Below are 22,631 nucleotides of genomic sequence, written 5' to 3'. Positions count from 1 at the left end.
AGATAATTTCGCCATCGTTACAAAATATATACAAAGAGTCTACAAAATTTAAAACTACTTTATGAGAGAATCTGCGCCACTATCTATGATAAGACTATTTTTATTTTAAAATGAATACTTTTTCACCAATTGCTGACAGTCTTTTTTATCCATCTTATACTCAGCATCAGACCCCTATTGTTTTATGTGATTTTGATGGAACTATCAGCGTTAAAGATGTAACCGATACTTTACTGAGTTATTTCGGTCAAGATGGTTGTGATGAGCTTGAAGAATTGTGGGTTAATGGTAAAATTGGTTCTCAAGAATGCATGAGTAAACAAATTGCTTTAATGGATGCGAGTTTAGAGGAAGTCAATCAAGTTCTCTCCAAAATTGAAATTGATCCAATGTTTAAATCGTTTCTTGATTATACTGTACAAAATAATATTCCTGTTCATGTAGTCAGTGATGGGTTAGATTACTCAATTCAGTTTATATTAAAGCATCATGGTATTGAGCATTTACCCATTTTTGCCAATAGGTTGCTTCATGATAATGCTCGTAGTTGGCGACTTGAATTTCCTTATGCCAATAAGGATTGTATTAAACAAAGTGGTAACTGCAAATGCAATCATGTTAAACAACAGCAATTTTTTCCAAAAATACTTTATGTAGGAGATGGAACCTCAGACTACTGTGTATCACATCATGTTGATTTTGTTTTTGCCAAAGACAAGCTTGTTAACTACTGTAAAAAAAATAAGATTGCGCACTGTGCTATCAATAGTTTTACTGATGTAACCAAAGCGTTAGAGCAAGCACAACATTCTTTTAATTCCCATTATGACAATAGAATAATAAAGGAATAATAATGAGTAATATGCAAGATTTATCTTATTTTTTACCTGGTAATAAAAATGGTGTACTACTAATTCATGGTTTAACTGGTACACCTAATGAAATGCGAATCTTAGCTAATGGTTTACATAAAGCTGGATTTACAGTTTATGCGATTCAACTAGCTGGTCATTGTGGTACCGAAGCAGATCTTTGTAAAACATCTTGGCAAGATTGGTACCAAAGCGTACAAGACGGTGCTGATTACTTAGCTCAACACGTGGATAATGTTTTTGTTGCTGGATTATCAATGGGCGCACTATTAGCACTTAAACTAGCTTCTGACAGACCAGAACAGATTAAGGGTGTTGGCGTTTTAGCACCAACTTTTTGTTATGATGGCTGGAGTATACCTCTGTGGGCAAAAAAAACCTTCTGTTTTTTAGTCTTTTATAAAAAAATAGGAATTTTCCAAAAAGTTTCTTTTATTGAAAAACCACCCTACGGAATTAAGGATAAACGAATTCGAGCCGTCATATCTCAAAAAATGTTAAGTGGAGATGCCGCTTCAGCAGGACTTGCCGGAAACCCATTCCCAGCACTAGCCGAAATGCAACTACTTGCCAAGAATGTGAAAGCGCAACTGCCTAAAATTGTTTCACCGTGTTTAATTATGCATTCAGGTAATGATGATGTTGCCAATATTGAAACTAATGCCAAACTAGTTGAAAAACACGTTTCTGGTCCTAAAAAACTAGTGATCTTAAATGATAGTTATCATTTGATAACAGTTGATAGGCAACGACGAGAAGTAATTAAAGAATGCATTACATACTTCAATAATATAGCAGAAGGGATAAAGGTATAATGTCACCGTTAGTAATCATACTTTGGGTTAGTAACATCTGTTTTGATACTTTAGGACAAATCGCTTTTAAATTTGCGGCCATCTCACCAAGTAATCGTGACGGTTGGTATTATTGGTTGGATTTGGCAAAAAATCATTGGATTTGGATTGGCATTATATCTTATGTTGTCGAGTTTTTATTATGGTTAGCATTTTTAACCTTAGTTCCCCTTTCACAGGGTATATTGCTAGCCTCATTTAATATTATTACTATTATGCTTGTTGGACGCATTATTTTCAAAGAGCAGCTTACCTTTTATCGTTTAATTGGCATGCTATTAATTACAGCTGGCGTAATTTCTGTAGGAATATCTTAATATGGCAAGATTCTATATTATTGGTTTTTCAGTATTACTTTTTTTTGATACTATTGCACAATGCAGCTTTAAATTAACAGCAATCCATGCACAACCGCTAGAAATGAGTATTGATTGGTTAGTACGTGTTTTTACTAACCATTGGATTTATATCTCAATTGCAGGATATATTTTTACTTTTTTTACTTGGATGACGCTATTAAAAAAGGCACCAGTCGGTCCAGCATTTGCTGCATCTCACTTTGAAGTAGTGACAGTAATGGTTGCATCAATCTGGTTATTTCATGAACCTATTACGTTATTTAAATTGATTGGTACAATTTTAATTGTTTCAGGTATTTTGTTTTTAGCATTAGCGGAAAGCAAATTATCTAAACAGACTTCTTCTAATCATGATTCTTAGATTTTGTTTAAATCATTGGAAAAGTGGGTCTGAGTTTTTACTCGGACACCTACATTTCCTGAAACTTTTTTACAATAGCTTATCCTGAAAGAGCTTTTAATAACGTCAAATTAAGCTGATGTTGCTCACGTTGCCAATTGGAAAGATCATCAGATGATATTGCCGGTTGTTTATCTAGTGAACTAAGAAAACGTTTAAACCAATTTGACGATCTCCATATAGAAAGTTCGCCTGTAATATCACTTCCAATAAGCCGTGGTTTGATTGATGTGATAGTATCAAGGATATGATATGTTTGTAGTCTACCTTGATCCCAATTGGTATGTACAACTTCCTCACTTAATACATCTTTATCAATTGATAAATAAACAGGTTGTGCACTATGATATTGTTCTGAAAGGAAGCTAGCAATGAGATCATCTGGAGTTGCAAAATGGCGAAAAGCATGACTTAAGCCAATTTTTTTTGCCCAAGCAACATTGACATCTAAACTCCAATAAGTCAATTTTTTATGGAATAACGGCAACCATCTATTTTCCCAAAAATGAGAAAGACTAATATCGTGAGATGAAATACCTAATACATGTACATGGCTAACAAAAGGTAAACTTGCCACATAACTAATCCAAGAACCACAATGTATACCAAATAAATAACGCATATTATCTGGATGATTATCAAAAACGACAACTTGAATAGGATTGCTAGACGAATATTCTTTAGCTAAACGTTCAATCAATAATAATGAAACATGATGAAAGTCACCACTTCCCATCAATACCGTTCCATATTTATCAGGTAGAGATTGTTGTAACACATGTTCAAATTGGAAGAATTTTTTCTCAGTACAGCCAAAGCGAATGGCATCCTGCCACTCAGTTACATCGATTATTCTAGCATTATTTATTTTACCTACACTTTTATCGAAATTGAGTATAATAGGACAGGTCATGCTACTTTCTCCTTATCGCTTTCAAAGTAACCGATAAATTTACGTATTATTACACGTAATAATGGATTACGAATATGTACCAAATGTTTAGTAAAAGTGAATTTGGCACCCAATGATGCTTTTACTTCAGGATCCGTCCAACCTGCAATATAATAATTAAATCCTTGTTGCAAAGCATATTCAAGATTGACAAACCAGCTTACAAAGTAAAGATTTAGTTCGCGTGCTTGTGGATAAACCATGCCAATGTATTTATCAACCAGCATATTATTTACTTTAAAACAGATATTATAACCAATAAATTCACCATTACTATGGTAAGTGAAAATATAGGCTTTAGCTTCTTTGCTTTGCAACAATTGGATAAAAAAAGATTTAGTTAATAAATCAAAATGTACTTCACTTTGCTGATAAACATTAAGATAGAGTTGATAATATTCGTCTTGAACAGTTTGATTAAAAAAACATTCATCCCCACTATGTAACAGATTAATGTCTAATTTTTCGCGTGATTTTAATTTCCTTCTAAAATTTTTTCGGCGACTATATGAAAAGCGTGAAAAAAATTCGTTCATATCGATAAAATCAATAGGTACCCAAGCTAATGCTTGTCCTTCCATTTCAATATAACCTTGTTCTTTTAACGCTGCTATAAGCTGCCTTGAATAGTGATTATCTTGTTCACTTAATAACGGAGATGCTAAAGGAAGATCTTTAACAACCATAAAAGAATATTGTTTGGCATAAGCTTTTTTAAGATGTTTAGCTAATTGATTAGCATCGATCTTATCTGTTAATAATGCATATTCCGAAACAGTCGTCCCAACAAAACAGGTTTTTGGCTGTAAACAGCGTTGCCATTTTTTATAAAAAGGAAGTTTTTGGATTTTATATTTAAAATCCTTATCCGCAGTTGTAAGTAAATCAAACTTGCCAGAAAAAATAGGCACACCATGATCACTTAACCAAACTGAAAAATCCTGTGGTGGATAACTTAAAAAATTGTCTATTAATTCATTATTTTCTAATTGATTGATGTATTTCATAAATTTAACAAATGATTGGCTATAAAACGCAACCTGCCAACAAAAGTTGGCAGGAAGATTAGAATTAAACTATTAAAAAATTTTTCTTTGCTCGTGTGATTAATGGCCCGAGTAATTCGATAGCTTGCTCGATTTCTTGACGAGAATATATAATGATTGAGCAAAAGTAATAACATTTTGGTTATAAAACGCAACCTACCAACAAAAGTTGGTAGGAAGTATGGGGCTAAACGACTAAAGTTCTTTCTTTGCTCGTGTGATTAATTGATCGAGTAATTCAATACCTTGATCGATTTCTTGACGAGAAATATGTAATGATGGAGCAAAAGTAATAACATTTTTGTAGTAACCACCAATATCAAGCACTAGACCCATTTTGGTTCCTTTCCAATCAAGATCACCTGACATACCGATATCAACCATCTTATCAACTAATGCTTTATTTGGTGTAAAGCCATCTTCAGTACAAATTTCTGCTCGAAGCGCTAAACCTAAACCATCCACTTCACCAATTTCTTTGTGTTTTTTCTCTAAAGTTTTTAAACCTTCAAGGAAATAAGCACCACTGTCCATAACCATCTTTTCATAATCTGTTTCAGAGGTCATTTTTAACACTTCAAGACCAACAGCTGTACCAAGAGGATTTGAAGCAAAAGTAGAGTGAGTTGAGCCCACAGGGAAGACTTGAGGATTAATTAATTCTTCACGTGCCCATATTCCACCTAACGGATTAAGACCATTGGTTAATGCTTTTGCAAATACTACTACATCAGGTTTAACGTCAAAATGCTCTATTGACCATAGTTTACCCGTACGATAGAAGCCCATTTGGATCTCATCAACCACTAATAAAATACCATATTGATCTAAAACTTTTTTAAGACCTTTAAAGTAATTACGTGGAGGAACAATATAACCACCCGTTGCTTGTAAAGGTTCAGCATAAAATGCTGCATATTCAGCTTGCCCAACTTTTGGATCCCAAACACCGTGGTATTCGGTTTCGAATAAGCGTGCAAATTCAGCAACTAAATGTTCACCATATTCTTCTGCGGTCATTCCTTTTGGACGACGGAAAGGATATGGAAATGGTACAAACATCGCACGATCACCAAAATGACCATAACGACGACGGTAACGGTAGCTTGATGTGATTGAAGATGCGCCCAATGTACGACCATGATATCCACCTTGGAAAGCAAACATTAATGATTTACCACCTGAAGCATTACGCACCAATTTTAATGAGTCTTCAATACATTGTGAACCACCAACATTAAAATGAACCCGACCTTCATAACCAAAGCGTTTTTCCATACCTTGAGCAATCGTTTTAGCGAGTTCAATTTTAGTTGGATGTAAGTATTGGCTTGCACATTGAGGTAAGGTATCAATTTGTTTTTTAAGGGCATTATTTAAACGCTCATTGGCATAACCAAAATTACATGCAGAATACCACATTTGTAAGTCAAGGAAGGCTTTACCCTCTTTGTCATACATATAACTACCTTCACAACCGTCAAAAATTTTTGGTGGTTCAACATAATGAACTGTGTCACCGAAAGAACAATATTTTGCTTCATCCGCCAATAATGTTGCATCATCAGGGCGGCTATTAATCATTTCTAAATTTGGTTTACTCATAACTTCTCTCACTATTCGATATTCAAACATGATAAAATGTGGCATTATTATTAAGGAAATTCATTTGTTACAATGTACAATTAATGTATTGATTGTGTGACCATAAACTCAGATGAATAATGCTTAATTAGATAATAGCATTATTACTTTCATAGATATAAAAAAGATGAAAAAAACACTTTGTGCAATTTCTATTTTACTATTAATCACTTTACCAACTATACCTACAGTATTCGCCAACCCAACATCTATCGGATTAGGTATTGGTTGGGTAAATTCTCCATATAAAAGTTATAGTTCAAAATTTTATCCTATTCCACATATTGATTATGATAATGGTCTATTTTTTATCGATGATTTATCAGCGGGTATTTATGTTTATAATACAAATAACCAAAGTCTATCTATTGGAGTAAGTTACTTATCTAATGAATTTAAACCGCATGATTCCAATAATCATCAATTAAAACTTCTTGATAGCCGTCACTCAACCTTATTGGCAGAAATTGAATACTCTATAGATACCAACTTTGGAAGTTTTTCAAGTAGTATAGGGGCTGATATATTAAATGAAAGTAATAGTTTATTAGCCAATGCTGATTATAGTATTCCTTATATGCAAGGTAACTTAGTAATTGTTCCAACTATAGGTATAAACTGGGCAAACAGCAAACATAACGATTATTATTATGGTATTCCTCATAAAGAATCGTCACGTTCAAAATTACATTACTTTAATGCTGACTGTTCATTCACCCCTTACGCTGAAATAGGAATGCAATATTTATTAACTGATAATATTTCTACATTTGGTAGTTTACATATTGATAAATTAACTGGTGATGCTGCAGACAGTCCAATGGTTGATAATAGTACAGTAACATCTATTTATATGGGTATATCTTATAAATTCTAATTTTAGAAAGAGGCTAAATTTCAGATCAATAATAAAACAATAACTGTTTTACAGTTTATAAGCAGTTAATAAAAACTAAACATGGTAAAATAACAACCATAAACACACTTTAGGAACGATAAATACATGCTCTGGTTTAAAAATGCCATTATTTACCAATTGAATAATGACAGTTTATTCAACAAAGATACTATTGAAAAAGCAATTAAATCTCACCTATTTACACCATGTGGCAACTTAGACACAACAAAAATGGGTTGGGTTTCACCTTATAACGATAATAATCAAAGTGATTTTATTGTCGATATGCAAGGACATTTATTATTACGTATAAAAAAAGAAACCAAAATATTACCAGCGCCCGTCATTAAACAAACTTTATTAGAAAAAATTGATAAACAAGAGCAAGCTTTGAGTAGGAAACTTACAAAAAATGAGAAAGCTAGCTTAAAAGATGAAGTTATGATTGACTTAATGCCAAGGGCTTTTAGTAAATATAACTATTATTGGCTTTGGATTGATACAGAAAACAAACGCATTGTAGTTGATTGTAGTAGTTTTAAGCAAACTGAAGATATTCTAGCGATTTTACGTAAAGAACTTGGTGCATTAGCATTAACTCCATTATCAATTGATAAACCGCTTGAACAGATTATGACAACATGGGTTAAAGAAAAGCTCAATTTCTCTCCTTTTATATTAGGTGACCAAGCAGAACTGAAAGATCCACTTGAAGGCAACGGAATTATTAGCTGTAAAAATCAAGAAATCACAAGCGATGAAATGCGCATTCATTTTGATTCTGGTAAATGGATTACTAAAATGAAAATTGTCGATGAAAGAGGTGTTAACTTTATTGTTAATTCTGATCTAACATTTAAACGAATTAAATTTGATTCAATTATACTTGATGAAAACGAAGATATAAGCTCAGATGAATTTGATAAACGGCTTGAAGCTGATTTTTTTATTATGTCAAAAGTATTATCGAATACAATTAATGATTTTTCTACAGTGATTAACAAAATATTTTGATAGCATTGTTTAAATTTTTTGAACACAATGTCATTAGATGTAGATTTGCATATAATATATGCTATAATCAATTAAGATTATGTGTAACATAATTAATACAACAATAAGTAATTATTCTTTTATTTAAAGTGAAATTTAAACAAAAGGAAACTAAACATCGTCTATAACAACATTAAAGTTGAGGCAAAAAAATGAAAAAAACAACTCTAGCTCTAGCAATCGCAGTTGCAAGCTTAACAGCTACTGCAGCTAATGCAGCATATGAAGATAACACTTTTTATACAGGTGCTAAATTAGGTTGGTCTGAACTCTACAGATTAGATGCAAATAAAATCCGTGAAAACTCAAACGTTGGTGTTAGCACTTCTGATCGTAGCAATATTGGCGGCGGTGCTTTTCTTGGTTTCCAAGCAAATCCTTATTTAGCATTTGAATTGGGCTATGACTGGTTAGGTTCTGCTAAATATAAAAAGAGTTACAATGATCAAGGAACACACCGTGATCTAGGTCATAGCAAAGTGTCTGCACAAGGTGTTTCTTTAACTGGTAAATTAAGCTATCCAATATCATTCATCTCTGATGACCTTGATATTTATGGTCGTGCTGGTGGAATGGTAACTATTGCTAAATGGAAAAATAGCGGTTTGGTTAAAGATAGATACGGACACGGTGGTACAAAAACTGATTTATCTCCTGTTTATGCATTAGGTCTTGACTATCGCTTTGATGAAGACTTCTCTACTCGTTTAGAATATCAATATGTTCAACATATTCATACTAAAACTAATGCATCACCAGACGCAGGTTTGTTAACTTTAGGTATTACTTACCGTTTAGGTTCACCAACTGTAACACCACCACCAGAAGTTGAAGTCAAAACACAAGAAAACCGTTATGTATTAAATGAAGATGTATTATTTGCTTATGCGAAGTCAGATTTAAAAGCTGAAGGTCGTCAAGCATTAGACAACTTATTAACATCTCTTGTTAAAATTAACCCAACTCAAAGTGCTATCGTTGTAATTGGTCATACAGACCGTATCGGTTCAGATAACTATAATCAAAAACTTTCTGAACAACGTGCACATTCAGTAATGAAATACCTAGTAGAAAAAGGTGTTCCAGCTGATTTAATCAGTGCACGTGGTGTAGGTAAAACACAACCAGTTACAGGTACTAAATGTAATGGTCTTCACGGCGCTAACTTAAAAGCATGTTTAGCACCAGATCGTCGTGTTGAAATTGAAGTTAAAGCACGTAACATTCAAGAAGTTAAAGTTATTGATACAACACATTAATTATTAGTTCTACTGAAAAAACCCGGTTAAACCGGGTTTTTTTATCTATATAATTCTTAGTCATTAAATTATATAGTCGCTTCTATCTATAAATAATCCACAAAAAAGATTATAATTATAAAAGCATTGTTAGTAATTTAAATTAAAGGAGTTGCTGTGCCTACCGCTATTTGGCAAGATTGTCTTTCTCAATTACAAGAAGAGCTTCCGACAACTGAATTTAATTTATGGATTCGACCATTGCAAGCGGAAATGGTTGATAATAAACTTTATATTTATGCTCCTAATAGATTTGTTTTAGATTGGGTCAGAAATAAATATTTAACAACAATATCTCAATTACTAAATAAGCATTTTAATAATGATTCTTTGAAATTACATCTTGAAGTTGGTTCAACTATTTCAACGGATAAAAAAGTCAAAAATGAACAACCAAAAGCAGAACTGGTTCCTGCTTGGAAAATGACTAAAGAAAGTAATAATAATCACGCTTATCATTCTGGTATTAATCATAAACACACATTTAATAGCTTTGTTGAAGGTAAGTCTAATCAACTTGCAGTTGCTGCTGCCAAACAAGTTGCACAGAATCCAGGAAAAGCTTATAACCCATTGTTTTTATATGGCTCAACTGGGTTGGGTAAAACCCATTTATTGCATGCTGTTGGTAATCAAATAATTGAAGAAAAAGATAATGCAAAAGTTGTTTATATGCATTCAGAACGTTTTGTACAAGATATGGTAAAAGCCTTGCAAAATAATGCGATTGAAGAGTTTAAAAACTATTATCGTTCTGTTGATGCATTGCTTATTGATGACATACAATTTTTTGCTAATAAAGAACGTTCACAAGAAGAGTTTTTTCATACTTTTAATTCACTTCTAGAAGGTAACCAACAAATAATATTAACCTCAGATCGTTATCCAAAAGAGATAAATGGCGTGGAAGATCGCTTAAAATCACGTTTTGGCTGGGGATTAACAATAGCAATAGAGCCACCAGAACTTGAAACACGTGTGGCAATTTTAATGAAGAAAGCTGAAGAAAATAATATTAAGCTATTAGAAGAGGTTGCTTTTTTTATTGCTAAACGTCTACGTTCCAATGTACGTGAATTAGAAGGCGCGCTTAATCGCGTTATTGCTAATGCTAATTTTACTGGTAAATCTATTACTATTGATTTTGTAAAAGATGCTCTAAAAGATTTACTTGCTTTGCAAGAAAAACTTGTAACTATTGAAAATATACAAAAAACAGTTGCTGAATATTATAAGATCAAAGTATCTGATTTGTTATCAAAACGTCGTTCACGATCCGTTGCAAGACCTCGTCAAGTTGCAATGGCGTTAGCGAAAGAGTTAACAAACAAAAGTCTTCCTGAAATTGGTGATGGATTTGGAGGGAGAGATCATACAACAGTATTACATGCATGCCGTAAAATCGCAGAATTAAAAGAAGAAAACAATGATATTAAAGAAGATTATTCTAATTTAATTCGAACATTATCAACCTAAAAAAAGAATCAACATTATGAAATTTATTATTGATCGCGAAAAACTTATCAAACCATTGCAACTTGTTAGCGCACCACTCAGCAGTCGTCCGACATTACCAATTTTAGGTAATTTATTATTACAAGTAAGTGATAATGTTTTATCAATGACAAGTACAGATCTAGAAATTGAGATGATTTCTCATTTACCTTTGATCGAGGCAAATGAGCCAGGTGCAACAACGGTTCCCGCGAAAAAATTTCTCGATATTTGTCGTAATTTGCCTAGTAATGCTCAAATTTCAATAACGGTTGACGATAATCGATTAATCATTCAATCTGGTCGAAGTAAATTTTCTTTAACGACATTACCTGCTAGTGATTTTCCTAATCTTGAAAATTGGCAAAGTGACATTGATCTTTCCGTCCCACAAAAAACCATAAAACGACTTATTGATGCAGTTCAATTCTCAATGGCTAATCAAGATGTAAGATATTATTTAAATGGTATGTTATTTGAAATTGAGGATGGTTTATTAAAATCAGTTGCGACTGATGGTCACCGCTTAGCATTTTGTGCTCAACCTATTGGGCAAAATATTTCTGCTGCTTGTTCCGTAATTCTTCCAAGAAAAGGTGTAATTGAACTTGCAAAACTTGTTGGTGATAATGAGGAACCGATTAATATACAAATTGGAAATAATAATTTACGTGTTAATCTTGGTGATTTCACTTTTACATCAAAATTGATTGATGGAAGATTTCCAGACTATAAACGAGTACTACCTCGTAATCCGGATAAACCTCTAGAAGTATCATGTGATGAATTAAGAAATGCCCTATCTCGGGTAGCAATTTTATCTAATGAAAAATTCCGCGGAATAAGATTGTATGTACATAACAATCAAATAAAAATCACAGCAAATAATCCAGAACAAGAAGAAGCTGAAGAATTAATTGATGTAAAATATAAATCAGCAGAACTTGAAATTGGCTTTAATGTAACCTATTTATTAGATATATTAAACACATTAAAATGCGATAGCGTACAGCTTTTATTAACTGATGCAACATCAAGTGTTCAGATCGAAGATATTAATGATCAATCAGCCATTTATGTTGTTATGCCAATGCGTTTATAATCAAATCTCATCTAGCTTCTGGTAACAACCAGAAGCTTTATTCATTAATATGACAATTTCACAAATCAAAATTCATCATTTCCGTAATATTGATTATGCTGAGTTATCATTATCTCATCATTTCAACTACATTATAGGTGATAACGGTAGTGGCAAAACCAGTCTACTTGAAGCCATTTATATGCTTGGGCATGGTCGTGCATTTAGACACATTCAATCCAACCGAATTATACAACATGAACAACCAGAATTAGTTTTATTCAGCCGAATTAAATCAATCAATCAGCAAATCCGAACAATTGGTCTTGCAAAAAATCGTAATAATGATAATAAAATAAAAATTGATGGTGATGATGGTTTCCGATTAACTGATTTAGCTAAACTTTTACCGATCCAATTAATCACACCAGAAGGTTTTGATTTACTTACTGGAGGTCCAAAATATCGACGTTCGTTTATTGATTGGGGCTGCTTTCATCATTATCCCGAATTTGTTCATCTTTGGAACAATTTAAAACGTTTATTAAAACAACGTAATGCTCTACTAAAACAATGTGATAACTATAATAAATTACTACCTTGGGATAAAGAACTTTCCCCTATCGCTGAAAAAATAAGCCAGATTAGAGCGGATTATTCTCAAAATATTTTCCCTGAGATTATTCATACTTGCCAAGATTTTCTACCTGAATATCAAATTAATTGTCAATATTATCAAGGTTGGGAACATGGTATTGAATATTCCGAAATATTACGTAAACAATATGAAAGAGACAAATTCATTAATTACACTTCGGTTGGTCCTCATAAAGCAGATATTCGATTACGTGTCGATAATATTCCTGTTGAAGATCTGTTATCTCGAGGTCAGCTAAAACTATTAATGTGCGCGTTACGTCTTTCTCAAGGTGAGTATTATTCAAAACAAAACTCACAACCTTGTGTTTACTTGATTGATGATTTCGCTTCAGAATTAGATAACACCAAACGAGAATTATTAGCAAAGCGTCTAAAATTAGCTAATTCACAAGTATTTATTACTGCAGTTAGTCAAGATCAGATTACCCATATGATCAATGAAAATGATAAGATTTTTCACATAAAATCTGGTATAATTTCTTAAATATACAGAACGATATAAACAATCAAACAAGTCGAGAAATTCATGTCTAATTCTTACGATTCTTCTAGTATTAAAGTACTCAAAGGGCTTGATGCTGTCCGAAAACGTCCTGGAATGTATATTGGTGATACAGATGATGGAACAGGACTTCACCATATGGTTTTTGAAGTAGTCGATAATGCCATAGACGAAGCATTAGCTGGTTATTGTCACCATATTGAAGTAACTATTCATCCTGATAACTCTGTTTCTGTGCGAGATGATGGTCGAGGTATTCCAACTGGTATTCATGAAGAAGAAGGAATTTCAGCAGCTGAAGTTATCATGACCGTGTTGCATGCTGGTGGTAAATTTGATGATAATTCTTATAAAGTTTCTGGTGGTTTACATGGTGTAGGTGTTTCGGTTGTTAATGCCTTATCAGACAAATTAGAATTAATTATTTACCGCGATGGAAAAATTCATCGCCAAGTCTATAACCTTGGTGTTCCGCAAGAGCCACTTAAAGTCATTGGTGAAACAACGGAATCAGGTACCTATGTTCGTTTTTGGCCAAGTCCGGAAACCTTTACCAATATCGAATTTATCTACGAAATTTTAGCTAAACGCTTACGAGAACTCTCATTTTTAAATTCAGGTGTATCGATAAGACTACTTGATGAGCGCACAGGTAAAAGTGAACATTATCATTATGAAGGTGGGATTAAAGCGTTTGTTGAATACTTAAACAAAAATAAAAATCCTATTCATCCTAAAATTTTCTATTTTAGTACTGAAAAAGACGGTATTGGCGTTGAAATAGCATTACAGTGGAACGATGGATATCAGGAAAACATCTATTGTTTTACTAATAATATTCCACAGAGAGATGGCGGCACCCACTTAGCTGGTTTTCGTGGTGCTATGACTAGAACACTTAACAATTACATGGAAACGGAAGGGTACAGTAAAAAAGCGAAAATCAGCGCGACAGGCGATGATGCTCGTGAAGGTTTAATTGCAGTAGTATCTGTAAAAGTTCCAGACCCTAAATTTTCATCACAAACTAAAGATAAGTTGGTTTCATCAGAAGTTAAATCAGCGGTGGAATCTACTATGGGTGAAAAATTAGCTGAATACTTACTTGAAAACCCATCAGATGCCAAAATTGTTGTTGGTAAAATCATTGATGCAGCAAGAGCCCGTGAAGCTGCACGTAAAGCACGTGAAATGACACGTCGTAAAGGCGCCTTAGATTTAGGGGGATTACCTGGCAAACTTGCTGATTGCCAAGAAAAAGATCCTGCTCTTTCAGAACTCTACTTAGTGGAAGGGGATTCTGCTGGTGGCTCGGCTAAACAAGGTCGTAACCGTAAAAATCAAGCTATTTTACCGCTTAAAGGTAAAATTCTAAATGTTGAAAAAGCGCGTTTTGATAAAATGCTGTCCTCCCAAGAAGTAGCGACATTAATTACTGCTCTGGGTTGTGGAATTGGTCGTGACGAATATAACCCTGATAAAATGCGTTATCATAGTATCATTATTATGACCGATGCTGACGTCGATGGTTCACACATTCGTACGTTGCTATTAACGTTCTTTTATCGCCAAATGCCAGAAATTATTGAACGTGGTTATGTTTACATTGCTCAACCACCTTTATATAAAGTAAAAAAAGGCAAACAAGAACAATATATTAAAGATGATGAGGCGATGACTCAATTTCAAATTGCTTTAGCTCTTGAAGATGCATCATTACATGTAAATGATCATGCACCAGCATTAGCTGGGGAAGCATTGGAAAAGCTCATTGCTGAATATCAAAAAGTCGAGAAGTTAATCACTAAAATGGAACGACGATACCCTAAAGCGCTGCTTTCTGAAATGGTTTATCATGAAGTATTAGATGAAAATATACTAAAAGACCAACAGCAAGCGGAAAATTGGGCAAAAACCATTGTAGAAAAATTATCAAGTAAAGAACAACATGGCAGTAGCTATGGTTATTCAGCTCCTTTTAATGAAAAAACACAATTATATGTACCAATTATAAAAGTAAGAACACATGGCGTTGATACTAATTATGCATTAGACCAAGTCTTTATTCATAGTAATGAATATCGCAATATCTGCCACTTAGGAGCACAATTAAAAGATCTACTTGAAGAGAGTGCATTTATTCAACGAGGTGAGCGTAAACAGCCTGTTAATTCTTTTGAAGAAGCTGTTGATTGGCTAATTCGCGAATCTCGTCGAGGACTCACTATTCAGCGCTATAAAGGTCTAGGAGAAATGAATCCGGAACAACTATGGGAAACAACGATGGATCCAACTAGTCGCCGGATGTTACAAGTGACGATCAAAGATGCTATAGAGGCTGATCAACTGTTCACCACATTGATGGGCGATGAAGTTGAACCTCGCCGATTATTTATCGAAGAAAATGCATTAAAAGCAGCTAATTTAGATTTTTAAAATTGTTTTTTCAAAAAAATAAATTAAAAAACCAGACAACTGTCTGGTTTTTTTTAAAATTAATATCATTCTTTTACCACCTTATTCAATCTATTGAATCGATTAAATAAAAGAATTTATTGACACACAGGCCTATCTACTTTCAGATCTGAAACGGCTTTATTCATCTGTTTAATCATATCTTTTGAACTTTGAGCTATATAAACTTTTCCTCCTGTCATATTAGCAACACAATCGATTTTATGTTCGCCTGCAATATCAACAATATTAATTTTTAGCTTTGGTTTTTTTGTAGCAATATAATTTGCTAATGTACAGATATTATTCTTAGAACAGTTATCTTCACCATCACTTATAATTAAAATATAATCTTCACGTTTAACACCATCAAGCATGTTACTTGCTTTCTCTAAACCACTATAAAGTGGCGTTCCTCCACCACCAACAGCCGATGGATTAAGTCTATTTATATTATTTTTTAAAATATTACGGCTGGAATAATCATAAAATTGTGTAGCATTTGCTGCTGGACAATGATTTAAAGTTACAAGCGAAATGTCGATATTAGGTTGTATTTTATCAATACTTGATAAAGCTACTTTTTTACTTGTCGACAAACGACTTGGTAAACGAGTCATCTTCTTATAATATTTAATTTTTTCTTGTTCTGACATATAATTTGGATAACCGTAACTTAAATATTGAAAGAACTGCTCTACTTCAGATGGTGATTCAGCTAGCGTTGCAATCATGGATAAAGAGTTATCAAACACAATAATCATTCTTGATGGGTTAGGATTATTCTTTATCTCTTCTTTAGTAATACAATTCGGAGGATTTTTGACTTTTGGCACTGGTTTAGGTGCATTTTCTATCTTGATATCTTGCTTTTTATCTTCAATTGGTAACTCTTTTGGCTCTAAATTTTCAACAAATTTAGGTTCTTCTTTAGGAGATTCAGCAATTGGTTCTGGCTCTGGTTTTTTTACCAATATAGGAGAAATAATGGTAATTTGAGGTATCGTTTCTGCTAGTTTATCCTTGTTAAATGGATAAAAAAAGAGTAGCAAAGCACCTAATGCGGCTAATAATAATAAAGATAACAATAACACATGCCACCATCTCCAGAAAGTTTTTGGAGAAATGACTGGCTCTGTAATAGCTGGTTTAGGTAAAACAGGCTCATCAAGACTATAAATTATTACGGGATCATCATTAATAACAAGAATTTCATTACTTAAACTTTTGATCCGAGGTAACCATAATGAAATTATTTTTTGCTGTTCTTCATCCAATACAATTGTTTTGATAGATGTTTCAACATCATTTATTCGAGTTTGTAACGTTTCCGTTATCTTTTGTTTTAATGACTCATCTGCAATATTATTAACTGGAATAGGTTGACCTTCAAGATTTGTGTACCAAGCTAAATATTGATTATTATCTATTAACTTTGGTACCGCAAAAATCGAAAAAGTCCGTTCGGTCAAATAAGGTTTTAGTAACGATAATATTAAATTATATTGATCTAATAAAATGAGTTTTGATGGATTATTGTGATCGACTTTAACTCGAGTTATACGTTGCATTGTTAACCCACGTCCTTATTTCTAATTATTTTCAGACTATCATACAAATCTAATGTGAAGCCTATTTATATCATTATTTTTTTAATTAATTTATATATTAAATAATCTTTAGCTTAATATCATTCACAGATAGGTTTAGTAATATTCAAGTCAGAAACAGCATTGTTCATTTGATTAACAATTTCTGTCGGATTTTGTGCGATATAAACTTTACCACCTGTGCTTTTCGCTACACAGTCAATTTTATGTTGCCCAGCAATATCAACAATATTAATTTTTAAACGGGGCTGTTTAGCTGCAATTTTACTAGCTAATGTACAAATATTACTTTTAGTACAATTATCTTCACCATCACTAATTATTAAAATATAATCATCGCGATTTACACCATCAAGCATTTTACTCGCTTGCTGTACACCACTGTATAATGGCGTAGCACTATTATATTCTAATGGATTGAGTTTATTAATCTTATTTTTTAGTTTTTCGCGGCTGGCATGATCATAAAATGAAGTTGTTTGTGCAACAGGGCAACTGGTTAATGTAACGAGAGCAATATTAATATCTTGTTGTATTTTATCAATAGTCGACAATGCGACTTTTTTACTACTTGATAAACGATTAGGTAACCTTGTCATTCTCGCTTCATAAGCATCAGCTTCTTTTTCTGTCATCATACTAAAATCACTTGCTAAATACTGATCAATAGCTGATTTTGACTCCATTAACGTTAATGTCATTGAAGCCGAATTATCAAATATCATCACCATCTTCGATGCATTATTATTTTTTATCACATCTTCTTTAGGAATACAGTTTCTAGCAACAGGAGCCGGTTCTGGTTCGGGTTTCTTAACCAATACTGGCGGTATAATAGTTAATTTAGGTATCTCGCCTACTATATTGGCTTTATTGAAAGGATACAAAAAGTATAACAAGGATCCTAATGCTGCAAATAAAAGAGCTAATATCAGAAAATGCCACCAACGCCAAAATTTTTTCATCGGTATAGTTGAAGGCGCAACAACAGGTGGTGGTAAGATAGGATCTTCAAATGTATTTATAATCACTGGTTCACCATTAACAATATAGATTTGGTTACCTAAACTTTTAATTCTTGGTAACCAAGATGAAACCAACGCTTGTTGATCCTCATTCAACTGTAAAGATTTAATGGTTAATTCAATGTCGCAAATTCGTGTTTGTAATTTTTCTGATATTTGCTTTTTTAATACTTCATCAGCAACACTATTTAGAAAAGCAGGTTGACCCTGAAGATCTGTATACCACCCCAAATACTGATTGTCATCAATTAATTTGGGCGTAGCTAAAATTGAAAAGGTTCGTTCAGTTAAATGTGGTTTTAATAACGTTAACAAAGAATTATACTGATCCAATAAAGACATTTTTTGAAAATCATTATGATCAATCTTAATCCTTATTATTCTCTGCATTTGTTATTAATTCCTTACATTTAACTTTTTTATCAATATTTTATTAAGCACCAGTATATTTATATATTTAACGCTTTTTGTAATTTTTGAAGTTTTATATACAATTTGTCGAGTTCAACTTGTTTTTCAATTTCTGACTTATTTGATTGATTAACTTGTTTAAATTGTTGTTGAATGTCATTAACTTGTTTTTGTAAATCATCACGATCTTTAGCTTTTTCTTTAACTTCATTAGTCAATTTCATTAAGTCTTGTTTAAGTTTGTTTTGCTGAGCTTGTTTTTGCTTAAGACTTAAAGTTGTATCATTTTTTTGTTTTTCTATATTGGCATAAATTTCTTTAAACTGCTGGTTAGCTTTTTGCTCATCTTCAAGAATTTTCTTCTTCTGATCAATACGTGTCTGGTAATTACCAGAATAGTTACAGCTTATTTTATCCATAATACCCAAATTAGTATTTCTTGGATCGCATTGTTCTGGGGTCGTTGAACAACCTACTAGTGAAACTAAAGACAAAAGTGAAATAATAGATATTTTTTTCATAATTAACTGACCTTCACAGCTGAACGTTGTTGAGTAACTAAATTAATTTGTTTTTCAAGTGCTGAAATTTGTTTATGTAATTGACCTATTTCTTTATCTAATCTTGTTACATTTACACCTGATTGTTGTTCTTGTACAGAAAGATTAACCCAATCATTTTCAACTTTTTTAATTCGATTTAATTTATCATTCAGATAAGCAATGTTTGCATCAATTTGAGTTAAATTTTTCTGAGCTTGTTTTTTATTCACATTATCATTTTTTATTTGTTCATTTAATGTATGAAGGGTAGCTAAATTTTTATCCAAAACATTCTTTGCATTTTGTGTAATTGATTGAACTTCTAGTGTGTTTTGTTGAAGATCTTGAATGTAAGCATCAATACGCATCTCAGCATCAGCATACTCTGCGCGTTTAGTATCCAAATAATAGTTTCCTCCCATCATTACACCACAACCAATAGCTGCTGAAGCAAGGCATGTGCGCGCTTCTTCACCTAACAACAAACAACCAACTCCCATAATACCAACACCTATAGCACAAGCTTGCCAAGCGGATTTACTGAAAAATTGAGCGGTATTACCTTTTGTTAAAGCAGGATCGGCATTTCTAGTACTTACACCACCTGATGATGATTGGCAACCAGCTAAAATTATCGATATGCATAAAGCTAATGTTCCTATTACTTTGTTCATTATTTTTTTCCTTTTATCTCATCACAAGACTGTAACCAAGTTGTTCTATCAACCTTTCCTGACGCAATGTATTGATTAATATGCTTTAAATAAATTTTTAAGTAATCACTCATGTTGGCTTTACCACTGTTTTCCAAAATAAATTGTGTGGGCTGAGCTTGCTCATTAATGATATTTTTTTCATAATTTGATGCAGTAGTAACGATAGTATCGGCATAATATTTTAAAATAAAGTCTCTTGCATTTTTTGATTCATTGAGTACCTGTTTTAAATTATTGAGCTTAACTTTTGAACACATATTATCATCAGGCAATGTTTCTGTTTCATCTGGATCGCAAATTTCATTAGTCATTGCATTATACAAGTTATTATTGTATTCAAATTTACTGTTTAAATCTGAAACATTGGCGCACAAAAACGCACCTAATTGTAATGCTGACTGTATAGAACGATTTCGTTGTTCATCTCTAGCTTGATTTGCACTACGTAACAACGTATTGAGTTGATTCAATTCTTTTTTTGTTTTTTCATCATCAACTTGTTTAGTAATTTTCTCAAGTTCATTAACAACGTTACCATTTGCTGAACTTGTTGTTTCATTTCCAAGTTCACTCCATTGTTTATCTAAAACTTTAACAGCCTCACTTGAATTCATGATTGAAGTTGTATAAACCAAACGAAATCCAACATCCTGACTCTTGTAAGCACCTTTATCATCATAATAAGGTTTTTCAGTACGAAATGCTGTAGTTATTGACGACTCAGGAGTTAAATAACTGCCACCACGAACAATCATTCCACCTTCTTGCCCATGATAACGATCTAACTTATTCATACGAAAAGAGTCAAACATCATTTCATTTGCATTACCCAAAATATCATAAATATCCAACGGATTAGGCTGTAATCGACCTATAAGTTGTAGTTTACCATTGGCAGATTTTGCTCCAGAAAACCAAGCGTAATTTTCTAAGTTAGCTGTCATTGGAAAGTGGTTTTCACGAAATTCAGATTCAGTTACTTTTGTACCACCTCGTGCTGCATATTCCCATTCAGTATTATTAGGTAAGCGGAAATACCCATGTGGAATTTTGTTTAATTTGGTTTTTGTCTCATTTTCAATTAACCATCGGTTATATTTATCAGTAAATGCAATAGCATCAAACCAACTAATATTTGTCACTGGAAATATAAGTGAAATTTTTGCTGAAGGGCAAGTATCATTCATCACAGCTTGATATTGCAATGCTGTTATTTCATACTTACCTATCAGATAATATCGTTCTTTACCGTTATCTGAAAAACTACCCGAAATATAATTTGGAGTTGCATATTCAGCAAAACCAAGCTCTTTTTGGTTGCTACCCAGAATCACTTTGATATCATCTAGTGGTTTATTGGTAGGTGTATAAACTTTCTTCATCACCAAGCTACCATCACATGGCATTGGTAAAATAACATCATCATTCGATGGTTTAGGATTATAAAAACTAGTATCCCATGGCTCAGCATAGCTGATGAGAGGAAATAAACTCATGCCTATAGACATTAATAAACAAAAAATATTTTTTTTAGTATTAAACTTCTCGTAAACTTTCAGCTGGCTGGATTTTAATGGCACGTTGACCTCCTATAACCACAACAATACATGCAATAAACATGGTCAGCATAAATGCAACAACCAGATGCCGAAATTGTAAACGACTTACAATAGGTTGTGAAATTAAATTTTCACCTAAAACACTATTAAACGCATGATTTCCTAATAAAAATAGAATAATAGATACCAAAAATGCCAAGCAATTCAATATTACAGCTTGGTTAATCAAATAAAGCATAATATATTTTGATTGAAAACCAAGCAAACGCATAAAAGCAATATCTTTACGCTTACGTTCAATGTTAGATAAAAATGAACCAGTAAATGATAAAATACAACCAAAACCTGCAGTAATAGCAATTACACTAAAAATAAAACTAAATACCCGATCAATTGCTTTTATATTTTCAATTGCATTAGATTGAGTACGCGTTTCAATATGCTTTTCTCGTAATTTAAAAGATAGCGGCGCCACACTATCTAGCGAATTAGCATAAATACGGGCTCGCGCAAATGAAGTATGGTTTGGAGGATTAAGTTTCCCGACTTGAGTTGCAAAAAGGTCACTTTGATAACCATCATAAAAATTTTCCATAGCAATCAATAAATTTAACGAAACAAAAGCAGCTGTTCGGCTATAACGATTTTCTGGAATAATGCCAATAACGTCTAATTCAGTTACACCTTTTTCGAATTTACCATCAAGTTGTCTTGTAATAATTAGTTTTATCCGGCTACCAACAGTAACTTGCATTTTTTCCGCAGATAAAGCACTTAGTAAAACTTTATTTTCATTATCAATTGTAGGTAGATCGTTTGTAAGTGGATCTCCACTAGCCGTTGGTATGATTTCAGCGTTATTTACAAAATGGCTTGAATCTTTTATTAAATCGGCCTGAGTATTAAGCGAGCGAGTTAAAGGAATGACAAAAGCTGTTTCTGGTTGCGCTCTTATCCAATCAAACATCGCATCATCAAGATTTAAATTTCCTACAATTTTTACTTCCAAATTTTGTGGATCATTAAGTAATTGCTGACGAAGCTGTGAAACGACTCCATACTTTAAACTAAATAATAATAATAATGGTGTAATAACGGATATAACTGATGCAATGATGCAAAATGAAACTTTTTTGTCATACCATAAATCAGCAAATGACAAACGAATAATCAGCAACCATTTGGATATGATTTTAGCCAT

At 32.8% G+C, this 22,631-nt stretch carries 20 protein-coding genes; 11 read left to right on the top strand and 9 right to left on the bottom strand.

Annotation, left to right across the window (positions count from 1 at the left end; all coding sequences use genetic code 11):
- Positions 1–110 precede the first annotated feature (110 nt).
- The 4 genes from A9G17_RS08475 to A9G17_RS08460 are packed head-to-tail and all read left to right on the top strand — an operon-like array spanning position 111 to position 2,446.
- Positions 111–851, top strand: coding sequence for an MtnX-like HAD-IB family phosphatase (locus tag A9G17_RS08475; RefSeq protein ID WP_065738326.1), 741 nt, complete (start codon positions 111–113; stop codon positions 849–851).
- A gap of 2 nt (positions 852–853) precedes the next feature.
- Positions 854–1,687 (top strand): alpha/beta hydrolase, encoded by an 834-nt coding sequence (locus tag A9G17_RS08470; RefSeq protein ID WP_218059715.1) that lies wholly within the window; start codon positions 854–856, stop codon positions 1,685–1,687.
- On the top strand, positions 1,687–2,043 hold the full coding sequence (locus A9G17_RS08465) for an EamA family transporter (RefSeq protein WP_065738325.1): 357 nt from the start codon (positions 1,687–1,689) through the stop codon (positions 2,041–2,043). The genes A9G17_RS08470 and A9G17_RS08465 overlap by 1 nt, the downstream gene beginning before the upstream one ends.
- Position 2,044: 1 nt before the next feature.
- Positions 2,045–2,446, top strand: a complete 402-nt coding sequence (locus tag A9G17_RS08460; RefSeq protein WP_065738324.1) for a DMT family transporter — start codon at positions 2,045–2,047, stop codon at positions 2,444–2,446.
- Positions 2,447–2,525: 79 nt separating this feature from the next.
- Here the strand turns inward: A9G17_RS08460 and A9G17_RS08455 are convergent, their stop codons facing one another.
- The 3 genes from A9G17_RS08455 to A9G17_RS08445 form a co-directional block, all read right to left on the bottom strand.
- Positions 2,526–3,398, bottom strand: coding sequence for an arginase family protein (locus A9G17_RS08455; protein ID WP_065738323.1), 873 nt, complete (start codon positions 3,396–3,398; stop codon positions 2,526–2,528).
- A complete protein-coding gene (locus A9G17_RS08450) occupies positions 3,395–4,444 on the bottom strand; it encodes a GNAT family N-acetyltransferase (RefSeq protein WP_065738322.1) in 1,050 nt (349 codons plus the stop codon). The genes A9G17_RS08455 and A9G17_RS08450 overlap by 4 nt, the downstream gene beginning before the upstream one ends.
- Before the next feature lie 234 nt (positions 4,445–4,678).
- A complete protein-coding gene (locus A9G17_RS08445; protein ID WP_086307851.1) occupies positions 4,679–6,088 on the bottom strand; it encodes an aspartate aminotransferase family protein in 1,410 nt (469 codons plus the stop codon).
- Positions 6,089–6,254: 166 nt separating this feature from the next.
- Between A9G17_RS08445 and A9G17_RS08440 the strand changes: the two genes are divergently transcribed.
- The 7 genes from A9G17_RS08440 to gyrB all read left to right on the top strand — a co-directional run bounded on the left by A9G17_RS08440 (position 6,255) and on the right by gyrB (position 15,549).
- The gene (locus A9G17_RS08440; RefSeq protein ID WP_065738321.1) at positions 6,255–7,004 is read left to right on the top strand and encodes a MipA/OmpV family protein; all 750 of its coding nucleotides are present in this window, start codon (positions 6,255–6,257) and stop codon (positions 7,002–7,004) included.
- A 126-nt stretch (positions 7,005–7,130) separates the two neighbouring features.
- On the top strand, positions 7,131–8,039 hold the full coding sequence (locus A9G17_RS08435; protein WP_065738320.1) for a recombination-associated protein RdgC: 909 nt from the start codon (positions 7,131–7,133) through the stop codon (positions 8,037–8,039).
- A gap of 191 nt (positions 8,040–8,230) precedes the next feature.
- On the top strand, positions 8,231–9,337 hold the full coding sequence (ompA, locus tag A9G17_RS08430; RefSeq protein ID WP_065738319.1) for a porin OmpA: 1,107 nt from the start codon (positions 8,231–8,233) through the stop codon (positions 9,335–9,337).
- A gap of 156 nt (positions 9,338–9,493) precedes the next feature.
- Positions 9,494–10,852, top strand: a complete 1,359-nt coding sequence (gene dnaA, locus A9G17_RS08425) for a chromosomal replication initiator protein DnaA (protein ID WP_065738318.1) — start codon at positions 9,494–9,496, stop codon at positions 10,850–10,852.
- A 16-nt stretch (positions 10,853–10,868) separates the two neighbouring features.
- Positions 10,869–11,972 carry a DNA polymerase III subunit beta gene (gene dnaN, locus A9G17_RS08420; protein WP_039125981.1) on the top strand — a complete coding sequence of 368 codons (1,104 nt, stop codon included), beginning with the start codon at positions 10,869–10,871 and terminating at the stop codon, positions 11,970–11,972.
- Between the two features lie 49 nt (positions 11,973–12,021).
- Complete coding sequence (recF, locus tag A9G17_RS08415) at positions 12,022–13,095, top strand: DNA replication/repair protein RecF (protein ID WP_065738317.1); 1,074 nt, start codon at positions 12,022–12,024, stop codon at positions 13,093–13,095.
- Between the two features lie 42 nt (positions 13,096–13,137).
- A complete protein-coding gene (gyrB, locus tag A9G17_RS08410; protein WP_065738316.1) occupies positions 13,138–15,549 on the top strand; it encodes a DNA topoisomerase (ATP-hydrolyzing) subunit B in 2,412 nt (803 codons plus the stop codon).
- 116 nt (positions 15,550–15,665) lie between these two features.
- Here the strand turns inward: gyrB and A9G17_RS08405 are convergent, their stop codons facing one another.
- From A9G17_RS08405 to A9G17_RS08380, 6 genes are all read right to left on the bottom strand, one after another.
- Complete coding sequence (locus A9G17_RS08405) at positions 15,666–17,138, bottom strand: hypothetical protein (RefSeq protein ID WP_065738315.1); 1,473 nt, start codon at positions 17,136–17,138, stop codon at positions 15,666–15,668.
- Between the two features lie 119 nt (positions 17,139–17,257).
- On the bottom strand, positions 17,258–18,544 hold the full coding sequence (locus tag A9G17_RS08400; protein WP_065738314.1) for a vWA domain-containing protein: 1,287 nt from the start codon (positions 18,542–18,544) through the stop codon (positions 17,258–17,260).
- Between the two features lie 107 nt (positions 18,545–18,651).
- On the bottom strand, positions 18,652–19,134 hold the full coding sequence (locus A9G17_RS08395; protein ID WP_065738313.1) for a hypothetical protein: 483 nt from the start codon (positions 19,132–19,134) through the stop codon (positions 18,652–18,654).
- Between the two features lie 2 nt (positions 19,135–19,136).
- Positions 19,137–19,829, bottom strand: a complete 693-nt coding sequence (locus A9G17_RS08390) for a hypothetical protein (RefSeq protein WP_065738312.1) — start codon at positions 19,827–19,829, stop codon at positions 19,137–19,139.
- On the bottom strand, positions 19,829–21,367 hold the full coding sequence (locus A9G17_RS08385) for an SUMF1/EgtB/PvdO family nonheme iron enzyme (RefSeq protein WP_218059714.1): 1,539 nt from the start codon (positions 21,365–21,367) through the stop codon (positions 19,829–19,831). The genes A9G17_RS08390 and A9G17_RS08385 overlap by 1 nt, the downstream gene beginning before the upstream one ends.
- Before the next feature lie 40 nt (positions 21,368–21,407).
- Positions 21,408–22,631, bottom strand: coding sequence for an ABC transporter permease (locus tag A9G17_RS08380; protein WP_065738311.1), 1,224 nt, complete (start codon positions 22,629–22,631; stop codon positions 21,408–21,410).

Origin of the sequence: Gilliamella sp. wkB7, from assembly GCF_001693435.1 — a bacterium.
GTDB lineage: Bacteria > Pseudomonadota > Gammaproteobacteria > Enterobacterales > Orbaceae > Gilliamella > Gilliamella apicola_N.
This window is presented reverse-complemented; position numbering and strand designations above follow the sequence as displayed.

Coding starts and splice junctions, on each gene's coding strand:
- A9G17_RS08475 (WP_065738326.1), top strand. CDS start 111: ATGAATACTTTTTCACCAATTGCTGACAGTCTTTTTTATCCATCTTAT.
- ompA (WP_065738319.1), top strand. CDS start 8,231: ATGAAAAAAACAACTCTAGCTCTAGCAATCGCAGTTGCAAGCTTAACA.
- A9G17_RS08445 (WP_086307851.1), bottom strand. CDS start 6,088: ATGAGTAAACCAAATTTAGAAATGATTAATAGCCGCCCTGATGATGCA.
- A9G17_RS08435 (WP_065738320.1), top strand. CDS start 7,131: ATGCTCTGGTTTAAAAATGCCATTATTTACCAATTGAATAATGACAGT.
- A9G17_RS08465 (WP_065738325.1), top strand. CDS start 1,687: ATGTCACCGTTAGTAATCATACTTTGGGTTAGTAACATCTGTTTTGAT.
- A9G17_RS08400 (WP_065738314.1), bottom strand. CDS start 18,544: ATGTCTTTATTGGATCAGTATAATTCTTTGTTAACGTTATTAAAACCA.
- A9G17_RS08395 (WP_065738313.1), bottom strand. CDS start 19,134: ATGAAAAAAATATCTATTATTTCACTTTTGTCTTTAGTTTCACTAGTA.
- recF (WP_065738317.1), top strand. CDS start 12,022: ATGACAATTTCACAAATCAAAATTCATCATTTCCGTAATATTGATTAT.
- A9G17_RS08390 (WP_065738312.1), bottom strand. CDS start 19,829: ATGAACAAAGTAATAGGAACATTAGCTTTATGCATATCGATAATTTTA.
- A9G17_RS08405 (WP_065738315.1), bottom strand. CDS start 17,138: ATGCAACGTATAACTCGAGTTAAAGTCGATCACAATAATCCATCAAAA.
- A9G17_RS08470 (WP_218059715.1), top strand. CDS start 854: ATGAGTAATATGCAAGATTTATCTTATTTTTTACCTGGTAATAAAAAT.
- A9G17_RS08455 (WP_065738323.1), bottom strand. CDS start 3,398: ATGACCTGTCCTATTATACTCAATTTCGATAAAAGTGTAGGTAAAATA.
- A9G17_RS08380 (WP_065738311.1), bottom strand. CDS start 22,631: ATGGCTAAAATCATATCCAAATGGTTGCTGATTATTCGTTTGTCATTT.
- A9G17_RS08385 (WP_218059714.1), bottom strand. CDS start 21,367: ATGAGTTTATTTCCTCTCATCAGCTATGCTGAGCCATGGGATACTAGT.
- gyrB (WP_065738316.1), top strand. CDS start 13,138: ATGTCTAATTCTTACGATTCTTCTAGTATTAAAGTACTCAAAGGGCTT.
- A9G17_RS08450 (WP_065738322.1), bottom strand. CDS start 4,444: ATGAAATACATCAATCAATTAGAAAATAATGAATTAATAGACAATTTT.
- A9G17_RS08460 (WP_065738324.1), top strand. CDS start 2,045: ATGGCAAGATTCTATATTATTGGTTTTTCAGTATTACTTTTTTTTGAT.
- A9G17_RS08440 (WP_065738321.1), top strand. CDS start 6,255: ATGAAAAAAACACTTTGTGCAATTTCTATTTTACTATTAATCACTTTA.
- dnaN (WP_039125981.1), top strand. CDS start 10,869: ATGAAATTTATTATTGATCGCGAAAAACTTATCAAACCATTGCAACTT.